23 protein-coding genes and 1 pseudogene are annotated in these 23,962 nt (G+C 65.8%); 14 read left to right on the top strand and 10 right to left on the bottom strand.

What is annotated here, in order from left to right:
• Positions 1-16 precede the first annotated feature (16 nt).
• From repC to repB, 4 genes are all read left to right on the top strand, one after another.
• A complete protein-coding gene (repC, locus tag OF380_RS27515) occupies positions 17-1,294 on the top strand; it encodes a plasmid replication protein RepC (RefSeq protein ID WP_206290101.1) in 1,278 nt (425 codons plus the stop codon).
• 240 nt (positions 1,295-1,534) lie between these two features.
• On the top strand, positions 1,535-1,786 hold the full coding sequence (locus tag OF380_RS27510; RefSeq protein WP_165090199.1) for a hypothetical protein: 252 nt from the start codon (positions 1,535-1,537) through the stop codon (positions 1,784-1,786).
• Positions 1,787-2,664: 878 nt separating this feature from the next.
• Positions 2,665-3,828, top strand: coding sequence for a plasmid partitioning protein RepA (repA, locus tag OF380_RS27505; protein WP_246737111.1), 1,164 nt, complete (start codon positions 2,665-2,667; stop codon positions 3,826-3,828).
• Between the two features lie 62 nt (positions 3,829-3,890).
• On the top strand, positions 3,891-4,865 hold the full coding sequence (gene repB / locus OF380_RS27500) for a plasmid partitioning protein RepB (RefSeq protein ID WP_264051542.1): 975 nt from the start codon (positions 3,891-3,893) through the stop codon (positions 4,863-4,865).
• A gap of 375 nt (positions 4,866-5,240) precedes the next feature.
• On the opposite strand, the gene OF380_RS27495 is transcribed toward repB, so the two are convergent.
• Positions 5,241-5,723, bottom strand: coding sequence for a hypothetical protein (locus OF380_RS27495; protein WP_165090194.1), 483 nt, complete (start codon positions 5,721-5,723; stop codon positions 5,241-5,243).
• A 177-nt stretch (positions 5,724-5,900) separates the two neighbouring features.
• On the opposite strand from OF380_RS27495, the gene OF380_RS27490 reads away from it, so the two are divergent.
• From OF380_RS27490 to OF380_RS27480, 3 genes are all read left to right on the top strand, one after another.
• A complete protein-coding gene (locus OF380_RS27490; protein ID WP_165090191.1) occupies positions 5,901-6,260 on the top strand; it encodes a hypothetical protein in 360 nt (119 codons plus the stop codon).
• Between the two features lie 10 nt (positions 6,261-6,270).
• Positions 6,271-6,855 (top strand): hypothetical protein, encoded by a 585-nt coding sequence (locus tag OF380_RS27485; protein WP_246737103.1) that lies wholly within the window; start codon positions 6,271-6,273, stop codon positions 6,853-6,855.
• Positions 6,856-7,021: 166 nt separating this feature from the next.
• Positions 7,022-7,510, top strand: a complete 489-nt coding sequence (locus tag OF380_RS27480) for a hypothetical protein (RefSeq protein WP_165090189.1) — start codon at positions 7,022-7,024, stop codon at positions 7,508-7,510.
• A gap of 117 nt (positions 7,511-7,627) precedes the next feature.
• Here the strand turns inward: OF380_RS27480 and OF380_RS27475 are convergent, their stop codons facing one another.
• Genes OF380_RS27475 through OF380_RS27465 form a run of 3 tightly spaced genes read right to left on the bottom strand, consistent with a single transcriptional unit; the run spans position 7,628 to position 8,517 of the window.
• A complete protein-coding gene (locus tag OF380_RS27475) occupies positions 7,628-7,882 on the bottom strand; it encodes a hypothetical protein (protein ID WP_165090186.1) in 255 nt (84 codons plus the stop codon).
• 6 nt (positions 7,883-7,888) lie between these two features.
• The gene (locus tag OF380_RS27470; protein WP_165090184.1) at positions 7,889-8,278 is read right to left on the bottom strand and encodes a type II toxin-antitoxin system VapC family toxin; all 390 of its coding nucleotides are present in this window, start codon (positions 8,276-8,278) and stop codon (positions 7,889-7,891) included.
• Positions 8,275-8,517, bottom strand: coding sequence for an AbrB/MazE/SpoVT family DNA-binding domain-containing protein (locus tag OF380_RS27465; protein WP_206290103.1), 243 nt, complete (start codon positions 8,515-8,517; stop codon positions 8,275-8,277). The genes OF380_RS27470 and OF380_RS27465 overlap by 4 nt, the downstream gene beginning before the upstream one ends.
• 280 nt (positions 8,518-8,797) lie before the next feature.
• Here OF380_RS27465 and OF380_RS27460 point away from each other — a divergent pair, with 280 nt between their 5' ends.
• Both OF380_RS27460 and OF380_RS27455 read left to right on the top strand, forming a co-directional pair.
• Positions 8,798-9,751, top strand: coding sequence for a hypothetical protein (locus OF380_RS27460; protein WP_264051541.1), 954 nt, complete (start codon positions 8,798-8,800; stop codon positions 9,749-9,751).
• A 197-nt stretch (positions 9,752-9,948) separates the two neighbouring features.
• Positions 9,949-12,495, top strand: a pseudogene (locus OF380_RS27455) (HWE histidine kinase domain-containing protein).
• 172 nt (positions 12,496-12,667) lie between these two features.
• Here the strand turns inward: OF380_RS27455 and OF380_RS27450 are convergent.
• From OF380_RS27450 to OF380_RS27440, 3 genes are read right to left on the bottom strand one after another with little or no spacing between them, the layout of a single operon-like run.
• The gene (locus tag OF380_RS27450) at positions 12,668-13,342 is read right to left on the bottom strand and encodes a hypothetical protein (protein ID WP_165090174.1); all 675 of its coding nucleotides are present in this window, start codon (positions 13,340-13,342) and stop codon (positions 12,668-12,670) included.
• A gap of 4 nt (positions 13,343-13,346) precedes the next feature.
• Positions 13,347-13,739: a type II toxin-antitoxin system VapC family toxin gene (locus OF380_RS27445; protein WP_165090171.1), complete on the bottom strand. Its 393-nt coding sequence runs from the start codon at positions 13,737-13,739 to the stop codon at positions 13,347-13,349.
• The gene (locus tag OF380_RS27440; protein ID WP_246737110.1) at positions 13,732-13,953 is read right to left on the bottom strand and encodes an AbrB/MazE/SpoVT family DNA-binding domain-containing protein; all 222 of its coding nucleotides are present in this window, start codon (positions 13,951-13,953) and stop codon (positions 13,732-13,734) included. The genes OF380_RS27445 and OF380_RS27440 overlap by 8 nt, the downstream gene beginning before the upstream one ends.
• Before the next feature lie 282 nt (positions 13,954-14,235).
• Here OF380_RS27440 and OF380_RS27435 point away from each other — a divergent pair, with 282 nt between their 5' ends.
• Positions 14,236-14,796: a recombinase family protein gene (locus OF380_RS27435; protein WP_165090166.1), complete on the top strand. Its 561-nt coding sequence runs from the start codon at positions 14,236-14,238 to the stop codon at positions 14,794-14,796.
• Between the two features lie 145 nt (positions 14,797-14,941).
• Here the strand turns inward: OF380_RS27435 and OF380_RS27430 are convergent, their stop codons facing one another.
• The 3 genes from OF380_RS27430 to OF380_RS27420 form a co-directional block, all read right to left on the bottom strand.
• Positions 14,942-16,156, bottom strand: coding sequence for an MFS transporter (locus OF380_RS27430; RefSeq protein WP_264051540.1), 1,215 nt, complete (start codon positions 16,154-16,156; stop codon positions 14,942-14,944).
• Between the two features lie 309 nt (positions 16,157-16,465).
• On the bottom strand, positions 16,466-17,620 hold the full coding sequence (locus OF380_RS27425; protein ID WP_165090161.1) for an acyl-CoA dehydrogenase family protein: 1,155 nt from the start codon (positions 17,618-17,620) through the stop codon (positions 16,466-16,468).
• Between the two features lie 48 nt (positions 17,621-17,668).
• The gene (locus OF380_RS27420) at positions 17,669-18,451 is read right to left on the bottom strand and encodes an IclR family transcriptional regulator (RefSeq protein ID WP_264051544.1); all 783 of its coding nucleotides are present in this window, start codon (positions 18,449-18,451) and stop codon (positions 17,669-17,671) included.
• A 308-nt stretch (positions 18,452-18,759) separates the two neighbouring features.
• On the opposite strand from OF380_RS27420, the gene OF380_RS27415 reads away from it, so the two are divergent.
• The 4 genes from OF380_RS27415 (at position 18,760) to pcaF (ending at position 23,795) form a co-directional block, all read left to right on the top strand.
• Positions 18,760-19,545, top strand: coding sequence for an enoyl-CoA hydratase (locus OF380_RS27415; RefSeq protein ID WP_165090155.1), 786 nt, complete (start codon positions 18,760-18,762; stop codon positions 19,543-19,545).
• 3 nt (positions 19,546-19,548) lie between these two features.
• Positions 19,549-21,093, top strand: a complete 1,545-nt coding sequence (locus OF380_RS27410) for a 3-hydroxyacyl-CoA dehydrogenase (RefSeq protein ID WP_165090152.1) — start codon at positions 19,549-19,551, stop codon at positions 21,091-21,093.
• Positions 21,094-21,258: 165 nt separating this feature from the next.
• Positions 21,259-22,497: a CaiB/BaiF CoA transferase family protein gene (locus OF380_RS27405; RefSeq protein ID WP_165090150.1), complete on the top strand. Its 1,239-nt coding sequence runs from the start codon at positions 21,259-21,261 to the stop codon at positions 22,495-22,497.
• A 92-nt stretch (positions 22,498-22,589) separates the two neighbouring features.
• The gene (gene pcaF, locus OF380_RS27400) at positions 22,590-23,795 is read left to right on the top strand and encodes a 3-oxoadipyl-CoA thiolase (protein WP_165090147.1); all 1,206 of its coding nucleotides are present in this window, start codon (positions 22,590-22,592) and stop codon (positions 23,793-23,795) included.
• The last annotated feature ends 167 nt before the right edge of the window (positions 23,796-23,962 follow it).

Below are 23,962 nucleotides of genomic sequence, written 5' to 3'. Positions count from 1 at the left end.
GGAGAGGATCGGGCGTATGACCAACACCAGTGGCCGCCTCGGCGAGGTGGTCAGGCGGATCACCGCGCCGTTCGGCGCGCGATCGCTCACGCCTGCGCAGCTTGTCGCGCAGGCCGACGCCAACCGCCGGCCTGCCGGTGTCGTGGCGGAGAAGTGGCGCGTGCTGCACGACCTCACCGCGGCGCGCAAGAGGCTCGGCCTCTCGGCCGCGACCCTCACCGTGCTCGAGGCCCTGCTGACGTTCCATCCCGAGACCGTGCTGGCTCCAGATCCGGACGACGTCGTCGATTTGGTGGTGTTTCCGTCGAATCGGACTCTGGCCACTCGGGCGCGCGGCCTTTCCGAGGCAGCGCTGCGCCGCCACCTCTCGGCGCTGGTCGAGGCGGGCCTCGTCATCCGGCGCGACAGCCCCAACGGCAAGCGCTACGTCCGCCGCGGCGAGGGCGGGCAGATTGAGCGCGCCTTCGGCTTCGACCTGACTCCCCTCGCCCTTCGCGCGGCCGAAATCGCCGGCATGGCGGCGGCCGTCCGGGCCGATGTTCTCGCCCAGCGTCTTGCCCGCGAGAAAGCGAGCCTGCTTCGCCGCGATTGCGCCAAGCTCCTCGATGCCCTCGATCGCGACGACGGCATCGAGCCCGCTTCGGAGCCGCCGGCCGACGAGCTGCGGGCGCAGTTCCTCGCACTCCTGGCAGCCTACCCGCGCCGGCCCGAGCCTGCCGACGTCACGGTACTCGCCGACGGCCTGGAGGTCCTCGCCCTGGCTGTGAGCGCCGCACTGACGGCTCGTGTAGAATCCAAAAAAACGAGCGGCAGTGCCGCTCAGAGCGAGCGGCACATACAGAGTTCAAACCCCGATGACCCTGTTATTGAAAAGGCATCCGGGGATGCGCAGAAGCCGCCCTCAGTCCCTGACTCAAACACCGTGCGTTCACCGGCTGCCGATTCCACGATCCGCTCGACGTATCCCCTCAGATCCGTGCTCGAGGCCTGCTCTCAGGTGCAGGATTTCTCGCCCTCCGGAATCCGATCCTGGCACGACCTGATCGAGACGGCCGATCGAATCCGGCCGATGCTCGGCATCAGCCCCATGGCCTGGAGCGACGCGCAGGATGCGATGGGCGCCGAGGCTGCCGCGATCACGCTGGCGGCCATCCTCGAGCGCCATGAGCGCATCAAGAGCCCAGGCGGCTACCTGCGGACCCTCACGGAGCGAAAACGCTCCGGCACCTACTCCCTCGGGCCCGTCCTGCAGGCCCTGCGCCGGGCGCGACTACAGCCAAGGGAGGAGTCGTGAAGCGAAGGCTGGGTATCCGGTCCGGCGGATCCAGAAACCCCTGAGATTGGACTGTATCCTGTGATTGTTCGTATGGCCCCACATGGTGACACATCGTTGCCGTCGTGCTGGCGGAGAACTCGGCGAACTTGCTTTAAAGACTGCGCGAGTTCGAGTGGCGGGTAGCCGCTGTGCCGGTAGCGGGAGAGATGGCGAGAGGCGATGATGTTGATGATTATATGGCTCCTGGGATGGCCGTGCATGATGATGGGTGCTTGGTTGATCTACATCATGCTGAAGAAAGTCGTCATACCGCACAACAAGTTCGTCTTTGAAAACTCGAATGAGCACGGCGTGGTTGCACTTCCGAATTGGGAGGAGGCGGTGAAGTTTCAGAAATCCGAGGCCAAGAAGGAGATTTTAGAGCTAGTCATTGGCTTTCCAGGCGCGATAATGCTGGCGATCGGGGTAATGATGATTGCATATCCAACTTGCAGTTATCTCTTTGGATAGTTATCCCGGATGGTCTGGAATCGGGCATCCATCATCCGCACACGCGGCAGCACTCGTGCGAGTCATGCCCAAATCGGCCGAAGCCGAACAACACCCCTCAGACGGGTTGGACCTTACCCATAGATGCCTTCCCCGAGATCGTTCTCACGTGGTCCCGCGGCTTTGCCGGCCTCTCCCCTACCGGGCTGCTCTAGGACTTCCGGAAAGGATGTGCCTTGCCGGTCGCGGCTCGCTCACGAGCGGAGCAATCCCGTCTCCAGGCCTCGTCGCTCCTGAGCGCGTCTTCCCGCGGCCGGATGCTGTCGGTTCGTCTACCTTCCATCCTCGCCATTGCCTTCGCTGCATTGCCGCCTCCCCGATCTCAGGATCGGTCCGATACCGTGGCACGGGTACGTGCCGTCCATCCAGGATGGACGGCACCCCCAATTTGCTCACGCAAATCGGCTCCCCCGTCGCCCGCTCCCGCGGTCGCTTCGCGCTCTTGGACCGCCGGCGGCGGAGAGTTCCTCGAACTCGACTCGCAATTCTAGAGACGGGTGCGAGGGATGAGGCAGAAGTCGAGTGACAGGGTGGGGGAATAGCGAAGCGCGCAAGTTGGCCATGGCCAACTTTGAAATTCTTTTTATAATCAATAGCTTGGATGTTGGCGCCACTTCATGTCGCTCCGGCAAGTATGAAGGTTTGGATGCCACGCCGTACCTTGGACAGCGCAGTCGCAAGGCGACGAAATCCATTAACCTTTAAGGTCTTGCACCGCGTCAAAAATTGTGTCTTCCTGAAACGGATCCTGCCCAGTTTGCAGGAAAAATCCGTTTTGAAAGGCAATAAGCGTGGCGATCGCCGAAGCCCGTCCCCGGTCAGCCTCGTCCGACGATCGCATGTCCGGGCATGCACGCCTTCTTTCATCGCAACTACAGACGCTTCGGCAGCAACTCTTCCCGCCTGAAGCGCACAAGGAACTGAGAAGGTTCACCTCGGGCGAGGCCGCCCGGCTCGTGGGCGTGTCCGACAGTTTCCTGCGACAGCTCTCGCTCGACGGGCTTGGCCCAATCCCGAACATGCTCAATGGTCGGCGCCTCTATACCCTCGGGCAGATCAACGAGATGCGTCGCTACCTCTCGGAGTCCCGCCCGAGGGAGTCCCGAACGTTCGTGCCCTGGCGGCGAGACGGTGAGCGGCTCCAAACGCTCGCATGTGTGAACTTCAAGGGCGGTTCAGCGAAGACGACTACGACACTTTATCTCGTGCAGTGGCTCGCCCTCCAGGGCTACCGCGTACTGGCTGTCGATCTCGATCCGCAAGCGTCGCTCAGTGCGATGTTCGGAATACAGCCAGAGTTTGATTTACGATCGGGTGATACCCTTTATGGGGCTATCCGGTACGATGAAAAGCGTCGGCCACTGCGAGAGATTGTTCGGAAAACCTATTTCGACGGCCTCGACTTAATTCCTGGCAACCTCGAACTCACAGAGTTCGAGCATGAGACACCGCGCGTGCTCTCGACCGTTCGTCGGAGCGACGGCGGCATGTTCTTCGAGCGTGTAGGCACTGCGCTCGCCACGATTCAGGACGATTACGACTTGGTCGTGATCGATTGCCCTCCGCAACTGGGCTATCTTACTCTGGGAGCTGTTTGCGCAGCCACGTCGCTCCTCATCACAGTCCATCCGCAGATGGTGGATATCGCGTCCATGTCGCAGTTCCTGCTGATGGCATCTGACCTGATGACAGTGGTGCGCAAAGCGGGTGGTGATCTTTCCCATGATTTCATCCGGTACGTCGTAACCCGGCACGAGCCGCACGATGGCCCGCAAAGTCAGATCGTTGCGCTTCTGCGCAATCTATTCGGTGAGGATGTGCTTGCGGCTTCCGTGTGGAAGTCCACTGCGATCGCAGATGCAGGACTGACCAAGCAAAGCCTGTACGAGCTCGATCGCAGTAGCGTAGGGCGGGGGACTTATGACCGTGCCGTTGAAAGCCTCGAGGCCGTGCATCGGGAGATCCTCGGTCTCGTCCATCAGGTTTGGGGGAGGACGGCGTGAAGCGGCGTGACGCAATCAAGAATCTGTACGCAACGAAGCCAGCAGAAGGCGGAGAGTTGGCCATGGCCAACTCACGTCCTGAGAGCGACCCTGGCTTAGACGAGAGAGTGCTTGCGGGGCCCGTGCGGACGATGGGGCTAGCGCTTGGACGCTTGGAGGAAGAGAGCCGAGCTCTCCACGACGCACTTGCGAGGGGCGCTTCGATCGTCGACCTCGAGCCAGACCTAGTCGATCCATCGTTCGTTCGTGACCGACTCGAGGGGACTGAGGCCGGCTTCGCGGAGTTCAAACGGCTCATCGAGGAGCGCGGCCAGGAAGTACCGATCCTCGTACGCCCACATCCCGATCGGCAGGGACGCTATCAGGTCGCCTACGGTCATCGGCGGTTGCGGGCTGCTGCTGAACTCGGACAACGCGTGCGCGCTGTCGTCCGCACGCTGAGCGACGTCGAACTCGTTGTGGCCCAGGGCGTCGAGAACTCAGCCCGGCAGGACCTCACCTATATCGAGAAGGCCTTGTTCGCACGCAGGCTGGAGGATCGAGGCTTCGAGCGTTCGGTCATCGTTGATGCTCTCTCGACCGATAAGGGGGAACTCTCGAAACTGATCTCGGTCGCTCGCGCAGTTCCTGAACCGATCGTGCAGGCGGTCGGACCTGCTCCCAAGGCGGGTCGCCGCCGCTGGTTAGCCCTTGCCGAACTCCTGGAGAATGCCGGAAGCGTGAAGGTCGTGGAGCGAGTTGTCAGGGAGGAAGCTTTCGCGGCGTTGGACAGCGATGCTCGGTTCCTGCGGGTGTTTGCAGCAGCAACGCCGCGGACGGAGTCTGATCCAAGATCCACGGCGTGGAGAGGGCAGGGGGGGAATGCAACGGCCCGCATCTCGCGGAGCGGTGCAACTGTCACGCTCGCTATCAACCGCGATCCCGCATTTGGGGAGTTCGTGGCCTCGCAGCTTGACGAGCTGTATGCGTCCTTCCGTGATAGAGGCGCAGGCTCCGATCCCGGACAAGCCGGTGCCGAAAATGCTTCTCAAAGCTGAGCGTTCGCCGTCGAGCGGGAAAGGGCAGTGAAAGGGCAGTGAGAGGCGGCCAAGCTCAACGTCGCGGTCCGTCTCTCCTAAGGCCGCACCGCCTCCAGCAGCCTCCGGTAAGGCCAATTTGTCGATCTGTCAGCCTGACATAAGGGGTCGAAGTTTGAAATAACACCGTTCTCTATCGCAGAACGGAAAGATCGAAGACGGAGCATGAGGGCGCGTCCCTGCGGGACCGCGCTCTACTCGCCGCCTAGGGCGCCTCCCCGAACCCACTGCGCGGTTTCGGCCCTGACGGGTTACGATCGCCTCGCGCGAGCCCGCGGATAGGGGAGGGCGGTCGAGCCTGCCGATCCCCGAAAATAGGGAGGCGCGGGTGGTGCCTCAGCGGTACAGCCCCTCTTCCTGAAGCTGGGAGAGAAGCTGGCGGGCCTGCTCCTGGGCCGAGGCGTCGCGCTTCTGCTCCTCGAACCCGTGCGCGAACATCGGCAGCAGCCGGCTCGTCGCCCGATCCATCGCCGAACCCTGCCACAGGATCAGCACCTCGCGGTCGGTCAGTTCCTTCAGGACGTACCAGAGCGTCAGCATCACGCTCAGCGCCGGCCGATCCTTCCAGTCGACGATCACGCCCCGCGCAATCCGCTCGACCCGCCGCAGCAGAGCGCCCTTCTTCCTCTCGGAAACGTCCTCCAGCGGCTCGAAGCAGGCCGCCCTCAGGTCAAAGCGCATCGCCGCGATGTCGGCCTCGGCCCGAGCGGCCAGGGCCGGGTCGGCCGGGACGAACACGCCCGGCGCCGAGGTCAGCGCGTAGAGGAGGTAGGCCGGGATCGCGAGCTCGACGCGCTGGCGATCGGTCAGATTTGGCATCACGGCATCATCTGGCTGAAGGGGCACGTCGCAGGGGGCGCCGATCCGGTGCCCTTGCTGTAGCGCTCCAAAGCGCACCGGAGCCAGGGTGGGCCTGGCCTGGATGACGGCTCCCAGGACCGGAGAGAGGCTCCGATCCGGGCCGGCGAGAAACCTTCCCTCTCGGGAGACGATCCGATGCTCATCCAGCCTATCATCACCTCCGCCACGTCCGACGCCCAGCACGAGGAGGCCGAGCGTGTCGGCCTGCCCTGCTTCGTGCGCGGGTTCGAGGGTTGGCTCGCGACCACCGAGGCGTTCCAGGATCAGGACGATATCGACGGCGCCGCGCTCGCCTCCGGCATCGCCGCGATCCGCGCCCGGGCCGAGGCCGGTTTCGACGCCGGCATCTACCTCGACCTGCAAGGCTCCCGCAGCCCCGGCGGCCTCCCGATCTGGGAGGAGGTCCTGCTGGCGGCGCTCGCGACGCATATCGGCCTCGCCGGCGACGTCGACCCGGGCGAGCTGGAGACCGCCCGCCGCATCGGCCTCGCGTGAGGGCTGCGCCATGCCGAGACGATCCAGGAAGTCCCACCACGTTCGCCAGGACGTGACGCGGCTGCCGGCCGGCAGCGACGCCCGCTGGCGGGCCGAGTACCGCCAGGCGCAGTACGAGCGTGCCCTGATCGGCATCCAGCCCGACCTGCTCGGCGGGCCGGCGATCGAGGTGTTCCGCGCCTCCCCCAAGCAGCCGGCGCCGCAGGCCTGGACGCCCGACTACGAGGTGGAGTTGTTCCACGACTTAAGCCCCGAGGAACAGGCGCGGCGCCTCGCGGCCGACCCCCGGACGCCCTTCGCCCGCACCACGCGGGCGAGCCTCACCGCCGAGGAGATCGCCGCTCTCGTCGCCAGCGCCGCCAACTGGCTGCGCGTGGGCCAGCCGGTGCGGATCACCGGGGCGCCCCTGACCCTGGACGGCAGCGCGGAGCGGCGCGTCGGCCGCACGGGCGTGATCTGGCGCCTGTGCAGCGCCGTCTTCGCCGACCACGTCTACGTCAATCTCCGCCTGATCGGCGCCGAGCGCTCGGAGAAGGTCGCGTTCGTCGAGCTGCGCGACGTCGCGCCGATCGAGCGGCCCACAGAGCCGAGGTGAGGCCGCGATCGCCGCGGCGGAGCGTATCGTGGGAGCGGTCCGCGCCATGACGGACCTGTCGTCGGGACCGGAACCGCGCGAACTGGCAGTCCGGCTTCTCGTTGGGACCGAGGGATGAGCTGCCGCAAGGAGGCACCACAACCCGACGCCGCCGAAGGATCGCCCGATGATCGACCCCATCGCACCCCTCACATCCTGGATGCCGATCGTCTGGTACGGCGGCTTCCTCCCCGGGCTGCCGGACCTCTGCCTCGGGCGTTGGCCGCCCGATATCGCCGCGGAGACACCCTGGAAGCTCTGGGCCGTCGAGACCCCGGCGGAACGCGAGGCTCTGCTCGCGGCCCTGGCCCGGCCCGTGCCGCGCCGGGCCGGTGCCTTCGACTTCTCCGCAGGCCCGGACGCCGCCGTGAGCCGGCCGGGCAGCGGCGGCGACCCGGTCCTGGCGCTCTACGAGCCACCAGCGCCTGGCTGGCCCTGGATCACCCTCGGCCGCTGGCCGCGGGAGATCGGTCGTCAGGTCGGGGCTCATCGGGACGTCTACACCTGGGACCCCGATGTGACCGAGGCCGCAGCCCACGATCGGATCGCCCAGGGGATCGGCGATGGCTTGGCGCGCGCCGACCTCTACAGCAGGCCGCCCGCCGGGACCGCATGATGGGAGAGGATGTCGGCCCGGGCGGGCTGAGGAGCGCCCGCTGCCTCGTGCGGCCCAAGGGCGGCCCTACGTCGTCGCGGAGATGGTCGAGCCGTGGGCGATGTCGGGCGAGAGCAGCTACGGCAGGCGTTCGCTCGCGATGGCGAGGGCGTGTTCCGCGTCCTTCATATCAGCCTCGGCCACCAGCACTGCCCGCTCGGCCGCGCCGTAGGCATTCATCAGATCGACGGGGAGGCCGATGCCGTCCGTCGCCTCGACGGTCGCAATTTGGCGGGCGAGGACATCGCGGCGCTCGTAAGCCTCAGCCAGAAGCCGGCGGGCTGCGTGCAGTCGTTCATGAAGCGGTGAGAAATCGTCATTGTCGCCAGTCATGGTCGTTCACCGGATCAATTCAATCCTAACACCAGCAACACTCGCAATCTCCGGCCAGCGCCGCTCGGCAGTCAGCGCTGGCACGCCTTCACGGTTTGCCAGTGCCAAGCAATAGCGGTCCCCCAATGACAGTCCGCCTTCGAGAGTGACTGAACGCAATAGGCCAGCGTCATAGGACAACATCGTGTCGACCGGGATCAACTGGATTGGCAGAGGCCGAAGCAGTGCCTCGATATCGTGGCGCTCGGCGCCGAGCTTTGCGTAGTGACTCACCACTTCGGCCAGGTTGACGGCCGTCATGACGCACTGGTCGAGCACATCTTTGACCTTGTCGGCTCCAGGCTCTTCAAGCAGAAGTGCTAGGAGTGCAGACGCATCCAAGACGAAACGTGTCATTCGCCTCGAGCCTCACGGGCCCGGTCAGCCAGGAAGTCCTCGACGGTGGCGCCAGCTTTGCCGGCGATCAGCTTGCGGCTCAGTGCCTGTGCCCGCGCCACCACCTGATCGAGCGTCCGGAGCACGATGGCGTCCCCGGTATCCTCGACGATGACTTCGCCGCCGTTGCCGAGCCCGTGCCGTTTCCGGAGATCGGCTGGCAGGCTCATCCGCCCGTCCGGCATCACTTTAGCTTTCATGGGGCATATCCATCGTTCGCCACAGAAAGTCATATACGCCATGTGAAGCCGAGATAGCCATAAAATGCGGAGACGGTGGCCATATGGATCCACGGCGCTCCTTCGCAGGCACGGTGTCGTCCTCACTGTTGCAAAGCGTACCTTTTCCCGCCGCTGAATGAGATATGCGCCATGACGGATGGCGCATACAGGCGCCACGGGCTCCTCTAGACTCAGCCTTGGCCAGGCCTGCGAGACGTCGGCCGTGATCGGAGAGGCTCCGATCGAAGGGGCGACCTCCATGATGACGACGATCGGCGGCTTCGCCATCACGGCCCTCCCGGACGGCGCCCTCGTGCAACTCTCCGACGCCGATCCGACGATGCTGCCCCGGTTCAAGCAGACCTTCCCAAGGGCCCGCTTCCGCCTCGCAACGAGATCGTGGCACGTCCCGGGCGTGCTCGCGGTCAACCGGGTGACCCGGTTCGCGGAAGCCGTCGCGCAGGAACAGCGCGAGGTGCAGGCCAGGATCGAGCGGATCCTGCGCGATGCCGAGTTCGAGGGGCACGCGATCCCCCTCGACACTCCCGGCCTCGAGGGACGCTCGTACCTCGCCGCGCTCGCCCACAACGGCCAGAAGCTCTCGACGCGCCACATCCTCGTGAGCGTGAGGGACGACCATGTGAGGGTCGGCTTTGCCTACAACGAGGAAGCGGTGGCTCTCGTCCGCACGGTCCCGGGCGCTCGCTTCCTGCCGGATCTGAAGGCGTGGTCCGTTTCCCTCGCGAACGTCCGTGCCCTGCACGGCGTGGTCGACCGGATGGAGGAATCCCTCGCGAGGGCGGCCGCGGCCGCGGCACGGGAGCGGGGCGTTGACGAGGAGGCTCGCGAGGCGGCCGCGCGGGCGCGCCGGGCCGGCCGGGTCTTGATGCTGCTCGCCCTCCGGCCGGTCTCCGGATCATTGGTGCGGATCGGCGCCGAAGCCCGCGTGATCGATGGTTTCGGCCGCACGTTTCTCCTCGACCCGAAGACCGCGAGCGTGTGGGGCCCCCACCTCCACGGGCAGGAGGGGCGGCCCTGCTGCTACGCCTACACCCGCGCGGCCTCGCCCAGGGAAGCCGCAGTCCTCAAGACGCAGGAGGCTGCCCACGAAGCCGTGAGGGCCCGCCTGCAACTCCTTGGCCGAGCCAGGCTGGCCGGGCGTGGACAGGCCGCGGCTCACCTTCACCCGTCGGCCCACCGACACCGGAGTTGAGGCTGGCGACGGCTCGACCTCGCCGCACCACCAGCTCGTGGCGTTCGCCTCGGGATCCACCTCACCCGGTGAACCGAGATGACGGAGACCGGCGCGGGGCGTAGAACGGGGATGGGGACGTCGGCGGCAAGTGCCTCGCCCGGCGGAACCTTTTCAAGCGGTCGCGCATCCAGCCGGTCGTTCACGGGCGGCAGGCCATGATCTCTGGACCACGCGTCGACCTCACCAATTGCGATCGGGAACCGATCCAGATCCCGGGAAGCATCCAGCCCCACGGCGGCCTGCTCGCCTGCGACACCGCGGCGAACGTCGTGCTCCGCCATTCCGCGAACGCGCCGGCCATGCTCGGGATGGCCGGCAACCCGAACGGCCTGCGGCTGGAGGCGGTCCTCGGGGACGAGGCCGCCCATGCCGTCCGGAACGCTCTGGCCCGCGCGAAGGAGGCGTCCCGGCCGGCGCTGACGTTCGGCCTGACGCTTCCGTCCGGACGAGCGTTCGACGTCGCCGCCCACCGCTTCAAGGGCACGGTCGTCGTCGAGTTCGAGCCGGCCGGCGACAACGTCGCCGAACCCCTCGAACTCGCGCGCACGGTCGTCGCCCACGTCCGGGACGTCGACAGGACGGACCGGCTGTTTCGCGACACCGCACGGCTCGTCCGGGCCATGCTCGGCTACGACCGGGTGATGATCTACCAGCTCGGCGCGGACGGCGCCGGCAAGGTGATCGCCGAGGCCAAGCGCGGCGACCTCGAAAGCTTCATGGGGCAGAATTTCCCCGGCTCCGACATCCCGCAGCAGGCGCGGGCCCTCTACCTGCGCAACCCGATCCGCGTCATCTCCGACGCCGACTTCAAGACCGTTCCGATCGAGCCGGTCCTCGACCTGTCGGGCGAGCCCCTCGACCTGTCTCACGCGCACCTGCGCAGCGTCTCGCCGATCCATTGCGAGTACCTGCGCAACATGGGCGTCGGCGCCTCGATGTCGATCTCGATCATCGTCGGCGGCGCTCTGTGGGGACTGATCGCCTGCCACCACTACGCGCCGCGGACCCTGACGCTGGGCCAGCGGGTCGCCGCCGAGATGTTCGGCGAGTTCTTCTCGCTGCACATCGAGACCATGCGCGCGAGGCAGACGCTGGAGGCCGCGACCCGCGCGCGCCAGTTCCTCGACGACCTGCTGAGGGACGCGAACCGGTCCGCCGACGTCGAGGAGCTGCTCCGTTCCCGCATGACCGTCTTCAAGGCGCTGATCCCCTGCGACGGCATCGGCATGTCGCTCGGGGGGCGGTGGTCCTCGGAGGGCACCACGCCACCCAAGCCCGCTCTCCCGGCCCTGCTGCGCTTCGCCGAGGGGGTGGCGGAAGGCCGGACCTGGGCCTCCAACCGGCTGTCGGCCGCGCATGCGCCCGCGCAGGACTACGCCGGCGACGTCTCCGGCGCGCTGGTCATCCCGATGTCGCAGCGCCCGCAGGACTATCTGATGCTGTTCCGCAGGGAGGTGGTCGAGACCCTCGAATGGGCCGGCGACCCGAACAAGAGCTACGAGAGCGGCCCGTTCGGCGATCGCCTGACCCCACGCAAGAGCTTCGCCGTCTGGAAGGAGACGGTCCACTGCCAGTCGCAGCCCTGGACCGAGCAGGACCGGCAGTTCGGCGAGGCCATCCGCGCCGCCGTGGTCGAGGTCGTGCTCCACAACAGCGAGCTGCTGGCCGACGAGCGGTCGAAGGCGGACGTCCGCCAGCGCATGCTCAACGAGGAGCTCAACCATCGGGTCAAGAACATCCTCGCGCTGATCGGGGCCCTCGTCGCCCACCCGACCGAGGAAGGCCAGAGCCTCGCAGGCTACGTCGCGACGCTGAAGGGCCGGATCCAGGCGCTGTCCCTGGCGCACGACTAGGTCGTGCGGGGCGACGGTGGCGGCAGTCTCGCCGCGCTCCTCGACGCGGAACTGACCCCCTACCGCACCGCCGCCGATGCCATCGAGACGGCGGGGCCTTCCCTCGTGCTCGACGCGCGGGCCTACTCCGTCATGGCCCTGGTGTTGCACGAACTGGCGACGAACGCCGCCAAGTACGGCGCGCTGTCCCGCCCGGGCGGCAAGCTCGCGGTCGCCTGGACGATCGATGCCGGCGGCACCTGCGACATCACCTGGCGCGAGAGCGGCGGTCCGGAGGTCCGTCCCCCGAGCCGCAGCGGCTTCGGGTCCGTTCTGATCGACCGCAGCATCCCCTACGATCTCGGCGGATCGAGCGCCGTCGAGTACCGGCCCGAGGGGCTGCGGGGCCACTTCAGGATCCCGGCAAGGTATCTGACGGTGTCCAAAGCCAGGGACGTCGCGCGGCCCGTACCGTCCGTTCTCCCTCCCGCTCTCGACGTCGAAGACTTGGCCGAGCTGTGCGTGATGATCCTCGAGGACCAACTCGTCATCGCGGTCGGCCTCGAACAGATCCTGGCCAACGCCCGGATCGAGCACGTCGTCACGGCAGGCTCCGAGTCGGAAGCGTTGAAGCTTCTCGCTGCCCGGACGCCGGATGTCGCGGTGCTGGACATCAACCTCGGGGTGGGAACGTCGATCGCCGTCGCGGAGGAGCTGCGGCGGCGCAACGTCCCGTTCCTGTTCGCGACCGGCTATGGCGACAGCGCCAACATCCCTGCCCAACTGAAGGACGTGCCGGTGGTCCGCAAGCCGTACGAGGCTGCCTCGATCCTGGCGAGTCTGCAGGCCCTCGTTCAGCGCTCATCCTGACCGACCGAGAGAGGAGCGCTCCGAGACGCCATCGCCGCGTGGGCCAGCCGGCCGCGCCGCCGGTCGACCGAGCCGGAACTCCTCTGGGGACCGCTGCGGCTACCACCTTGACCAGGACTCAAGGCCCGTGCGCCGCTCACCAGTCGGAACGCGGCGACACGCTCTCGGGATTTCAGGCGAAGGGCTTCCAGTTGGTCTCCTGCGTGACGTCGAGGACCGAGCCGGCCGGGGTGATCCGGAGCCGGGTCGGCGGGTCGCCGGCGAGCAGCCCGCGCTTCACGAGGCCGCGGCAGATCCCGAGGACCACGAGGTAGTCGAGCGGGCACACGCCCCAGGGGGCATGGAAATCGAACGCCTCCTCGGGATGCTGCTGGCCGTAGGCCACCAGGCGCAGCGCCGACAGGGAGAGCGGCTTGGGCTCCATGCTCCGCGGCCGTGTCGGCGGCTCGCCCCGCAGGAGGCGGGCCACCTTCCGGCCGTCGGTCGTCAGCCGCACCATGAGGGACCGGATCGCCCGGCGGCTGCGCGTGTCGATCAGGCCGGTATGCTCGTGTCGCGTGGTCAGCAGGCCGCGCTCGGCCAGCGCCGCCCATGTGGCGCCGGTCCCCTGGCTGACCATGCCGGACTGCGTCAGCTTGGCCCGCAGCAGGCGGGATCCTGGCCCATCGAGCCACTTGTGACCGACAGGCCCGTACTCGATCCAGCGCCAGCGCCGGGCCGGAGGACCGCCCGGCCCGCGATGCGTCGCCTCGCGGGCCTGATCCTCGTCGTAGGTGGCGAGCAGATAGGCCCGCTGCCGCTCGTTGAGCCCTGCGGCGATCACCACGAGGGCCGCGGCGCCCGCCATCGGTTCAGCGCAGCAGCTCGATCGTGACGCCGACGACGGCACCGTCCACCCGCGACCAAGCCCGATCGGTCGTGAACGCAGGGGCATCGAGCTGTCCCGCCACCGCCAGGCAGGCGCGATCGCCGAGCGAGAGGCCGGCCGCCCGGGTGAGCGTCCGCAGGCGCGCGGTCTCGCGCGCATGAGCCATCTCGAAGGGCAGGATCGTGAGCTGCAGCCCCTCGAAGATCGCGTCGACGGTATCCTCCGGCATCCCGAGATCGACGAGCTTGGTCATCACCTCCGCGGCGTTGACCGCGGAGATCCGCGCGCCGGGCAGGTGGGCCGCCACGCGATCGGCACCCGGCTCGTCGAATATGACGGCCAGCACCGCCGAGGCATCCAGAACCGGATCAGTCATGCCCGGCATCCGCTTCCCCGCCCTCCTCACGGGCCGCTTCAGCCCGACGCTCCGCGAGGAATTCGTCGACTACGGACGCTCGTCCTTGGGCAAATGGAGCAGCCAGGGCGCGAATGCGTCTGAGGGCTTGGTCGGCCGTCGTGATACGGATGCCATCCTCATCCTGAGTGAGGATCACACGCCCCGGTCCGGTCAGTCCTAGGCCGCGACGCATCTCGGCAGGGAGGTTCATCCTTCCATTCTCGGCCACCTGTACGGTTCGGCGAATTAGCTCTGCCATCAGCGTTAGCCCTGCCACCTATCCAGGGAGTAAGAATGCATCTCTCCCTAAGCGGCATTCTCGCATCAAGGCGCAGTTATGTCACGGTCTGAATGGAGCAGATGGGTATACCCAAAAGAGTCGTGACCTTGAGACGCAAAACGGCGTCTTATTAGGGTTGTTTTTGGGGTTTTGCGACGCTAAGCATGCAGGGTCTAGATCCATCCGGGACGCTTCATGGCTCGTATCGGCTACGCACGCGTCTCCACCACTGATCAGGACCTCACGATCCAGCTCGACGCCCTCAAGGCGGCCGGGTGCGACCCGATCCGGGCGGAGAAAGTCTCCGGCACCTCGACCACCGGCCGGACCGAGTTGTCGATCGTGCTGGATTTCATCGGCAAGGGCGACACCCTCGTCGTCACCCGCATCGATCGGCTCGCCCGCTCCATCGGCGACCTCCAGGACATCGTGCGCACCCTGAAGGCCAAAGGCGCCCGCCTGCAGGCCACCGAGCAGCCGATCGACACCGGCACGGCCACCGGCAAGGCCTTCCTCGACATGCTCGGGGTCTTCGCCGAGTTCGAGACCAACCTGCGGCGCGAACGCCAGATGGAAGGGATCGCCAAGGCCAAGGCCGCCGGCGTCTACAAGGGCCGGACCCCCTCGATCAATCCCGCCGAGGTATGTGCCCTGAAGGCCGAGGGCTTGGGGCCTGCCGAGATCGCACGGAAGCTCAGCATAGCCCGGGCCAGCGTCTATCGTGCACTCAGAACATCCCAGTCAGGGCTGACATAGATCTAATAGCTTGCCCTATGTATGGCAAGAATGCAGCTTTCGGTTCTTCTTGCGATGCGGACGGGCAATGTTGGTGTCGACGCCTTGAGCGGCGCACCATCATTGTCCGTCCGACTTGAGCCGTTTCTGCCGAGTGCTAACCCACTTATTGGGTCTTCGGATCGAACTGCTTCTCGCGAATGAAGAGGGCGGGGATCAGTCCGCAGACGAGATACGCAGCCCCCATGACCAGGAACCCGAAGCCGATCGAGAACTGGCTCGCGAGAAACCCGATGACGATCGGGGCGAGGGCCGCGCCGATCCGGCCGAGGTTGTAGGCACCGCCCACCGCCGTTCCGCGATAGCGGGCTTGGAAACTCTCGGCCATATAGGTCGCGTTGACACCGTAGGGGACACCATAGAGGAAGCCGAACACCACCAGCATCCAGAGAATGTTGTCTGGAGTGTGCCAGAGCACGATCACGGGAAGAAAGACGGCGGTCCCGAGAGCACCGAGGGCAAAAACAGCACGACGGCCGAGTTTGTCCGCCGCCACGCCGGCGACGATCTTACCCAGGATCATCGCCGTGTAGCTGCCGACGAGATAGGACGTCACTGAACTGAACTTCATGTTCATCTCTGTCTGCAGGTAGGCCGGAAGCCAATTGTTGACCCCATAATAACCGAACTGGAGCAATCCGGCCGTGGCCGCCCAGAACAGGAACATGCTTCGGGTGCGCGGGTCGCCGAAGACAGCCTTGAACGCGCTCTCGCTAGGCTGGGCCTGCGTCTCCACGGTGCCGGCCGTCTCTAGCCGTTCAGCCTTGGCCTTCACCCAACTCTCCGGCTCCGGGACAAGTTTGCGCATGAAAAGCGACAGGATGACGGGAATGATCGCGATGAAGAACAGCCACCGCCAGCCGTGGATGGGCAGGATCCAGCCAGCCAGCAAGGTTGCCACGACATAGCCGACAGACCACCCAGCCTGCAGGGTGCCGAGCACGGTCGTCCGGTACTTGGTCGGTACGTATTCCGCCATCAGCGTGTTGCAGGCTACGTAGAGTGCCCCAAGTCCGAGGGAGGACCCGAACCTTACGACGGCGAACTGCAGGTAGCTTTGCGTGAAGCCGAGCAGGGCGGTGCCGACCGAGAACAGCATGATCGTCCACGCGACGGTCCGGACCCGGCCGAAGCGATCGCACGCCCAGCCGCCATAGATGCCGCCGAGCGCCATGCCGGCGAGGGTGACGCTGCCGAGGCTGCCGGCTTCCACGCTGGTGAGCCCGAACTCGGCCTTGATGCTCGTCAAGGCGTAGGCCAGCAGCATCAGATCGGCGCCATCGATCAACAGCGCGAGAAAACAGAAGACGAAGGCGTACATCCATGTCCTGTCACGCGCGATCTCATCCTTTGCGCGTGCGCTCCCGGCAGTAGTCGTTTGCATCGATATCCTCCCCTTGCATTGATGGTTGCGTTCTGTCTGCAGCGGACATAGGTCTTCCTTCGGACGCACAGTGCGGGTCCGCTACAGCCATTCTCAAATCGAGTTCTGTGATGGGTTGGGAGGCAGCCGCAAAATCCCGACCTGCCCGCCTCCGCTTCTCTGTCGTGTGCGCCTCAGTCGAGGCGTGTCGCACGACGCAGGATCTACAGCCGAACGTGATCGTTCACGCCGTGCTCCGGCATTGTCTTAACTCGTGATCTCTCGGATCATGTTGCGGGCGATGATGATTTGCTGGATTTGTGTCGTTCCTTCATAGATCCGGAACAGCCGGACATCCCGATAGAATCGCTCGATCGAATAGTCGCTCACGTAGCCGGCGCCGCCATGGATCTGAACGCAGCGATCGGCGACACGTCCGCACATCTCAGACGCGAACATCTTCGCGCACGAGGCCTCCGTGCCGACATCGAGGCCTTCGTCGCGGCGTCGCGCCGCATCGCGGACCATGCATTTGGCGGCGTAAATCTCAGCCTTGCTGTCCGCCAGCATCGCCTGGATCAACTGGAACTCGGAGATCGGTTTCCTGAATTGTCGGCGTTCGGTGGCATAGAGCAGGGCATCGGCAAGCATCCGTTCGGCTGCAGCCACGCTCAACGCTGCGATGTGCAGCCGCCCCTTGTCGAGGACCTTCATGGCAGTCTTGAAGCCGATCCCTTCGACGCCCCCGATCAAGTTGCCGACCGGTACGGCGACGTCGTCGAAGATAACGTCGCTGGTGAGGGCGCCCTTCTGCCCCATCTTGCGATCGGCCTTGCCGACGGAGAGGCCAGGACTGTGGCGATCCACGATGAAAGCGCTGATGCCCGCGGCGCCCGCAATCGCCGGCGTCGTCCGAGCCATCACCGTGAACAGGTCGGCGACCGGCGCGTTCGTGATGAAACGCTTCGTGCCGTTCAGAACATAGACGTCGCCGTCGCGGACTGCGGTGCACCTCAGAGAGGCGGCGTCAGAGCCGGAATCGGGCTCGGTTAGGCAGAAAGAACTGAGCAAGTCCCCGTTCGCGAGCCGAGGAAGATAGACATCTTTCTGGGCATCCGTGCCGTCGATCAAGATGCCGAGCGAACCGATCCCGTTATTCGTTCCGATGTATGACCGATAGGCCGGGGAGGCGCGGCCGAGTTCGAACACGACCTCCACCTCCTCTTCCATCGTCAGACCGAGACCGCCATACATCTCCGGAATGGTCAGCCCGAAGAAGCCCAGAGATTTCATCTGCTCGATGATGTCTTCAGGAATGGCGTCGTGTTCCGCGACTTCTTCCTCGCGTGGGATCAGGACCTCCGTCACGAACTGACGGACGGAATTCGTGATCATCTCCAGTGTGTTTTGATCCCTGATCATACGCCTTTCCTCTTCGATTGTCTCTCGAGCGATGGTTTGAGAACTCCGTCACCCTATCGATGAAGGGACAGCGGAGCTGATGTTGCGAACCATTCCGACCAAGCGCGCGCCGATATCGTCTTCGAGCTTCTCGCGTGAAAGCTGAAAACTCGGGCCGCCACAGTTGAAGGCCAAGAGACCATATTGGCTATGGACCAAAGGCACCGCGACCGCATTCACATCCTTGTGCCACTCCCCGATCGACAGGCAGTAGCCGTAGTCCTCATAGTCACGCAGTGCCCGGTCCAAGCCCTTCCGCACGGTTGGCCATCCATCCGGATCGCGTCGGCGGACATGATCGAGCAGGAAATCCCGCTCGCTCTCGGGCATCGCGGCCAGACAGGCGCGACCCAGTGCGCTCTGCGGCAACGGCACGCCGCTCCCGATCTGACGGCGCATCGTCATGTTGCCCTGTCCCTGCACGACGTCGACGTAGATCATCTGCAACCGGTCGCGCGCGGCCATGGCGACGGCAGCCTTCGCGTGCTCGGCAAGTTCCATCATCAGTGGCGCCGCGACGGATCGGATCACAAGATTGGACAGCATTGAGTAGCCGAAGCCAAGGACGCCGATGTCCAGCTGATACCGTCCGGTGCGGGCGTCTTGCCGGAGATAGCCGAGCCGCAGAAGAGTGTATGTCAACCGCGAGACGGTCGGCTTCGGAAGCCCGGTCAGAGCCGCGATATCCTGATTGCCGAGTGCATTTTCCTTCGGCGTGAAGCAGCGCAGAATCTCGAGACCTCTGCCGAGGGCGGTCACGAACTGCCGATCCTCCTCCCATTTCGCCTCCATCGGACCGAGGACAGCCGGTATCGCATCGGTCGGAGCATCGAGACCTTTTTCGGGGCTCCCGGTGTGCGTGTCATTGTTCTTGCGGCGCATTAGAGCCACTCCTTGAGCCTTGTCAATCCGCGAAATCCAATTCCGCATAGCAAAATTAGCAGATTTCTTGGAATGGCGCAAGGAATGCAAAACAGCGCGAGGGTACACTTGAAGGACGGGTGGATTACTCGCGGCAAAGCCTATTTACAACCGTGCAGACCAGTGCCTATGATCATGTGCGAAACCAAATTTCGCATAGCGAAACTGCTGGATCCGCCATGAGAGAGTCCGAGGATGCGTTCGTCACACTGGAGAGCTCAGGCGACGGCGTCGCCACCATCCGCATCGATCGACCGGAGGCCAAGAACGCTCTGAATCTGAGGATCCGGGAGCAGTTGGCCGCGTGTTTCCGCGCCGCCTCGGCCCATGCGGAAACGCGCACGATCGTCCTGACCGGGACGGACCAGTGCTTCGTCGCGGGTGCCGACATTCGAGAATTCGCCGCCGCCGGCCCGGTCGAGATGTATCTCCGGCATACCGAGCTGCTCTGGGACGCGATCGCACGCTGCCCGAAACCCGTCATCGCCGCGGTCGACGGCTATGCGTTGGGGGGCGGATGCGAGCTTGCCATGCACTGCGACATCATCGTTGCGGGCGAGTCCGCCCGATTCGGACAGCCCGAGGTGAAGCTCGGCCTCATGCCGGGTGCGGGTGGAACCCAGCGGCTCGTCCGAGCGGTCGGAAAATTCCACGCCATGCGGCTTGCCTTGACCGGATGCACGATCCGCGCGCCGGAAGCCTTGGCGATCGGTATGATCAGCGAGGTCGTGCCGGATGGCCGGACCCTGGCCAGAGCGCGTGAGTTGGCGGCAGAGATCGCCGCGCTGCCGGCCCTGGCGGTCGCACAGATCAAGGAGGTCATGCTCACCGGCGCGGACATGTCGCTCGAAGGCGGGCTCGCGCTCGAACGCAAGGCCTTTCAACTCCTCTTCGATTCCAAGGACCAGAAGGAAGGAGCCGACGCGTTCCTGGCGAAGCGCCGGCCGGTCTTCACGGGAGGTTGAGCCATGGCGCATTCCATCCATCGCATGGCGGTCGTCGGCACTGGCGTCATGGGCACCGGGATCGCGCAGATCGCCGCGCAGGCGGGGCTGAGCGTCCATCTCTTCGATGCCCGGGCAGGTGCCGCGGCCTCCTCTCGCGACAACCTGGTCTCGACGCTCGACAGGCTGGCCGACAAGGGAAAGATCGGCGCGGGCGAGGCCACGGACGCCGCCGCGCGCCTCCACGTCGCGGCGACCCTCGGCGACCTGGCGTCTTGCGACCTGATCGTCGAAGCCATCGTCGAGCGGATCGAGCCCAAGCGCGCCCTGCTGGCCGAACTAGAGGACATCGTCGGCGAGACCTGCATCCTGGCTTCGAACACCTCGTCGCTGTCCGTCACCGCCATCGCTCGATGCGCCCGACATCCCGAGCGCATCGCCGGCTTCCATTTCTTCAATCCTGTCCCGTTGATGAAGGTCGTCGAGGTCGTCGATGGCCTGGAGACGTCTCCTGCCGTCGGCGATGCGCTCGTCGCCCTTGCGGAGCGCATGGGCCACCGCGCCGTCCGGGCGAAGGACACGCCGGGTTTCGTCGTCAACCACGCCGGCCGCGCCTACGGGACCGAAGCCCTGATGATGCTCGGCGAATCCGTCGCATCCTGCGGCGACATCGACCGCGTCCTGCGCGAGGCGGCGGGTTTCCGGATGGGTCCCTTCGAGCTGTTCGACCTTACCGGGCTCGACGTGTCCCACCCGGTCATGGAATCGATCTATGCGCAGTTCTATCAGGAGCCTCGCTGCAGGCCGTCGGCCCTGACGCGGCAGATGCTGGAGGGCGGCCGGCTCGGAAGGAAGACCGGCCACGGCTTCTACCGATATCGCGATGGGAAGCCGCTCGATCCGGCACCCAACCAGCGGGTTCCGGATGTCGGCGTTCTGCCGCCGGTCTGGATCGGCGCCGAACGCGAGGCCGACCGCGATGCGCTCCGGACCCTCCTGCACGCCATCGGCGTCACGGTGGAGACGGAGGCGGTGCCTTCCAGGGGAGCGCTCTGCCTCCTCGCGCCCTATGGTCAGGATGCGACGACGGCGTGTCGACTGCACGTGACCGATCCTCGCAGGACCGTGTGCATCGACCTCCTGCCCGGTCTCGATCGGCACAGGACGCTGATGCTGACGCCCGCTACCGACGCCGGGGCCAGGGATGCCGCGCATGCCATTCTGGCGCGTGACGGCGTCGGCGTGACGGTGATCAACGACAGCGTCGGCTTCATCGTGCAGCGGACACTGGCCGCCATCGTGAACCTGGCCTGCGATATTTCGCAGCAAGGCATCGCGAGCGTCGAGGACATCGACGATGCCGTCCGGCTCGGGCTCGGCTATCCGCGCGGCCCGCTGGCCTGGGGCGACGCCTTGGGGGCGGACCGTCTCCACACGATCCTGACGCGCCTGCTCGCGACAACGGGCGATCCCCGCTACCGGCCGAGCCCGTGGCTCCGCCGCCGGGCTGCGCTCGGATTGTCCTTGCGCACCGCGGAACCGTGCGCGGCCTCAGCGGACACGCGCTGACGGGTCAAGCTCCGGAGGCTCGGATCGTTCTGTGGGCCACGGAGGCGGTGCGCGACCCCTTTGGCCGCACGCGCCACCTCCGCTCGACTTCGGGCACTGACCAAGCTCCGTCGTCGCGGACCGACGGCCGAAGCGAAGACATACATCAGAGGGAGGAACGACAGAATGGGCGCTTTGACCGGATTGAGGGTGCTCGACCTGAGCCGTGTGCTGGCCGGCCCCTGGTGCAGCCAGATCCTGGCCGACCTTGGGGCGGAGGTCATCAAGATCGAGCGTCCGCGACGGGGCGACGATACACGCGACTGGGGTCCGCCGTGGATGAAGGACGCTCGGGGAGAGCCGACCCGCGAGTCGTCCTATTATCAGTCGACGAATCGCGGAAAGTATTCCGTTGCGATCGATATCGCCTCTGTCGAAGGACAGGAGCTGCTGCGTATCCTCGCAATGAAATCTGACGTTCTCGTCGAGAATTACAAGGCCGGGTCTCTGGCGAAGTATGGCCTCGATTACGAGACGCTGTCGAAGGCCAACCCGCGTTTGGTCTATTGCTCGGTGACGGGCTTCGGGCAGACCGGCCCACGCGCGGCAGAGCCCGGCTACGACTTCATCATCCAGGGACTCGGCGGGTTGATGAGTATCACCGGCGAGCGGGACGACCTGGCCGGCGGAGGCCCGCAGAAGGTGGGCGTCGCCGTGGCCGATCTGATGACCGGGCTCTACGCGGTCGTGGCGATCGAGGCCGCTCTCCTGAGCCGGCACCTGACCGGCAGAGGCCAGCACGTCGACATGGCGCTCTTCGATGTGCAGATCGCGATGCTCTGCAACCAGAGCCAGAATTTCCTGGCTTCCGGACGGCCGCCCGGACGGTACGGCAATGCCCACGCGAACATCGTTCCCTATCAGGTGTTCCGAGCGTCCGACGCCGACTTCGTCATCGCCTGCGGCAACGATTCGCAATTCGTTTCCCTGTGCAAGGCCATTGGTCTGCCGGACCTTCCGAAGGACCCTCGCTTCGCGCGCAACTCCGACCGCGTGGTGAATCGTGTCGAGGTCGTCGGCATCCTCGCCGCGCATTTTCTCACCGGCACTGCGGAGGAATGGATCGGGCGCATCCATCCCCATGGTGTCCCGATCGGGCCGATCAACGACGTCGCCCAGGCCCTCGACGAGCCGCAGGTCAAGGCGCGCGAGATGCTGGTGGAGATCCCGCACCCCTTGAAGACGGACTTCATGACGGTGGGAAGCCCGATCAAGATGTCCGGCACCCCGGTCGAATATCCCGCGCCGCCGCCGATGCTGGGCGAGCACACCGCTTCCATCCTCCGACGCCTGGCCGGCGTGGATGACGAGCAGCTCGGGCAACTCGAGCGTCGAGGCGCCGTCGGCCTGCCACTCGAGTCTTGAGGACGCGGCAGCCCGAAACCGAGAATTCCCAGGAGGCCAAGCTCCGACGCGGGCAGGCATCCGACATCGATCCGGGAGACGAATCAGCAGCCATGACCGAAGCCTTCATCTGCGACTACATCCGCACGCCCATCGGCCGCTTCGGCGGCGCGCTCTCGTCCGTTCGGACCGACGATCTTGGCGCGATCCCGCTCAGGGCGCTGGCCGACCGCAATCCAGGTCTGGACTGGGCGAGCGTGGATGATGTGATCTTCGGGTGCGCCAATCAGGCGGGCGAGGACAACCGGAACGTCGCCCGGATGTCTCTCTTGCTCGCTGGCCTGCCGGACACCATCCCGGGCACCACGATCAACCGCCTGTGCGGTTCAGGGCTCGACGCCGTCGCCACTGCGGCCCGCGCCATCAAGTCGGGCGAGGCTGAACTCGTGGTCGCCGGCGGGGTCGAGAGCATGAGCCGCGCGCCCTTCGTGTTGCCGAAGGCGGAGGCCGCGTTCTCCCGCTCGGCCGAGGTCCACGACACCACGATCGGCTGGCGCTTCGTGAACCCGCAGATGAAGGCCCGGTATGGGGTCGATTCGATGCCGGGGACGGCGGACAACGTGGCGATCGACTATGAGATCGCCCGCGCCGACCAGGATCTCTTCGCCTTTCGCAGCCAGGAAAAGGCTGCGGCCGCGCAGGCGAATGGTCGCTTGAGCAGCGAGATCGTGGCAGTCCCTGTGCCGCGCAGGAAGGGCGAACCCGTCCAAGTGGCGACCGACGAGCATCCGCGTCTGACGAGTCTGGAGACTCTGGCGAAGCTGGCGCCCGTCAATCGGATAACCGGCGCAACGGTCACAGCGGGCAATGCCTCAGGGGTGAACGACGGTGCCGCGGCGCTGATCATCGCTTCGGAAGCGGCGGCGCGGCGGCACGGTCTCACGCCGGTCGCGCGCATCGTCGGAGGAGCGGCGGCCGGCGTGGCGCCCCGCGTTATGGGAATCGGCCCTGTTCCGGCAACCCGCAGGCTGCTCGGCCGCATCAATTGGACCGTCGAGGCGCTCGATGTGGTCGAACTGAACGAGGCCTTCGCGTCGCAGGGCCTGGCCGTGTTGCGCCAACTGGGCCTCGGCGATGACGAGCCGCGGGTCAATCCAAACGGCGGCTCCATCGCGCTGGGCCACCCTCTCGGCATGAGCGGCGCGAGGCTCGCCGGCACGGCTGCCCTCGAATTGTCCCTCTCCAGCAAGGCGCGAGCCCTGGTCTGCATGTGCGTCGGCGTCGGCCAAGGGATCGCTTTGGCTCTTGAGCGGACGTGAACCGACGATGCCTGTTGAGCATCGATTTGCGATGGACCGTGCCGGCTCTATCAGGACGAGGGACTGTCGAGCCTTCGCCAACCAAGCTGTCACAGCCCGAGAACTTGCATAGGTCGTGGATCAAAAACAGGGTCAATTCCACCCTGACCCTGCGCTAACTTTCGAAT

Source organism: Methylobacterium sp. FF17, assembly GCF_025813715.1.
GTDB lineage: Bacteria > Pseudomonadota > Alphaproteobacteria > Rhizobiales > Beijerinckiaceae > Methylobacterium > Methylobacterium flocculans.
Note: the sequence above shows the minus strand (reverse complement) of the source record. Positions and strands in the feature narration are given on the sequence as shown.

Bases quoted from the DNA above. Each gene is read 5' to 3' on its own strand.
- repC (WP_206290101.1), top strand. From the start codon at position 17: ATGACCAACACCAGTGGCCGCCTCGGCGAGGTGGTCAGGCGGATCACC.
- OF380_RS27510 (WP_165090199.1), top strand. From the start codon at position 1,535: ATGATGATGGGTGCTTGGTTGATCTACATCATGCTGAAGAAAGTCGTC.
- repA (WP_246737111.1), top strand. From the start codon at position 2,665: ATGTCCGGGCATGCACGCCTTCTTTCATCGCAACTACAGACGCTTCGG.
- repB (WP_264051542.1), top strand. From the start codon at position 3,891: ATGGCCAACTCACGTCCTGAGAGCGACCCTGGCTTAGACGAGAGAGTG.
- OF380_RS27495 (WP_165090194.1), bottom strand. From the start codon at position 5,723: ATGCCAAATCTGACCGATCGCCAGCGCGTCGAGCTCGCGATCCCGGCC.
- OF380_RS27490 (WP_165090191.1), top strand. From the start codon at position 5,901: ATGCTCATCCAGCCTATCATCACCTCCGCCACGTCCGACGCCCAGCAC.
- OF380_RS27485 (WP_246737103.1), top strand. From the start codon at position 6,271: ATGCCGAGACGATCCAGGAAGTCCCACCACGTTCGCCAGGACGTGACG.
- OF380_RS27480 (WP_165090189.1), top strand. From the start codon at position 7,022: ATGATCGACCCCATCGCACCCCTCACATCCTGGATGCCGATCGTCTGG.
- OF380_RS27475 (WP_165090186.1), bottom strand. From the start codon at position 7,882: ATGACTGGCGACAATGACGATTTCTCACCGCTTCATGAACGACTGCAC.
- OF380_RS27470 (WP_165090184.1), bottom strand. From the start codon at position 8,278: ATGACACGTTTCGTCTTGGATGCGTCTGCACTCCTAGCACTTCTGCTT.
- OF380_RS27465 (WP_206290103.1), bottom strand. From the start codon at position 8,517: ATGAAAGCTAAAGTGATGCCGGACGGGCGGATGAGCCTGCCAGCCGAT.
- OF380_RS27460 (WP_264051541.1), top strand. From the start codon at position 8,798: ATGATGACGACGATCGGCGGCTTCGCCATCACGGCCCTCCCGGACGGC.
- OF380_RS27450 (WP_165090174.1), bottom strand. From the start codon at position 13,342: ATGGCGGGCGCCGCGGCCCTCGTGGTGATCGCCGCAGGGCTCAACGAG.
- OF380_RS27445 (WP_165090171.1), bottom strand. From the start codon at position 13,739: ATGACTGATCCGGTTCTGGATGCCTCGGCGGTGCTGGCCGTCATATTC.
- OF380_RS27440 (WP_246737110.1), bottom strand. From the start codon at position 13,953: ATGCGTCGCGGCCTAGGACTGACCGGACCGGGGCGTGTGATCCTCACT.
- OF380_RS27435 (WP_165090166.1), top strand. From the start codon at position 14,236: ATGGCTCGTATCGGCTACGCACGCGTCTCCACCACTGATCAGGACCTC.
- OF380_RS27430 (WP_264051540.1), bottom strand. From the start codon at position 16,156: ATGTACGCCTTCGTCTTCTGTTTTCTCGCGCTGTTGATCGATGGCGCC.
- OF380_RS27425 (WP_165090161.1), bottom strand. From the start codon at position 17,620: ATGATCAGGGATCAAAACACACTGGAGATGATCACGAATTCCGTCCGT.
- OF380_RS27420 (WP_264051544.1), bottom strand. From the start codon at position 18,451: ATGGAGGCGAAATGGGAGGAGGATCGGCAGTTCGTGACCGCCCTCGGC.
- OF380_RS27415 (WP_165090155.1), top strand. From the start codon at position 18,760: ATGAGAGAGTCCGAGGATGCGTTCGTCACACTGGAGAGCTCAGGCGAC.
- OF380_RS27410 (WP_165090152.1), top strand. From the start codon at position 19,549: ATGGCGCATTCCATCCATCGCATGGCGGTCGTCGGCACTGGCGTCATG.
- OF380_RS27405 (WP_165090150.1), top strand. From the start codon at position 21,259: ATGGGCGCTTTGACCGGATTGAGGGTGCTCGACCTGAGCCGTGTGCTG.
- pcaF (WP_165090147.1), top strand. From the start codon at position 22,590: ATGACCGAAGCCTTCATCTGCGACTACATCCGCACGCCCATCGGCCGC.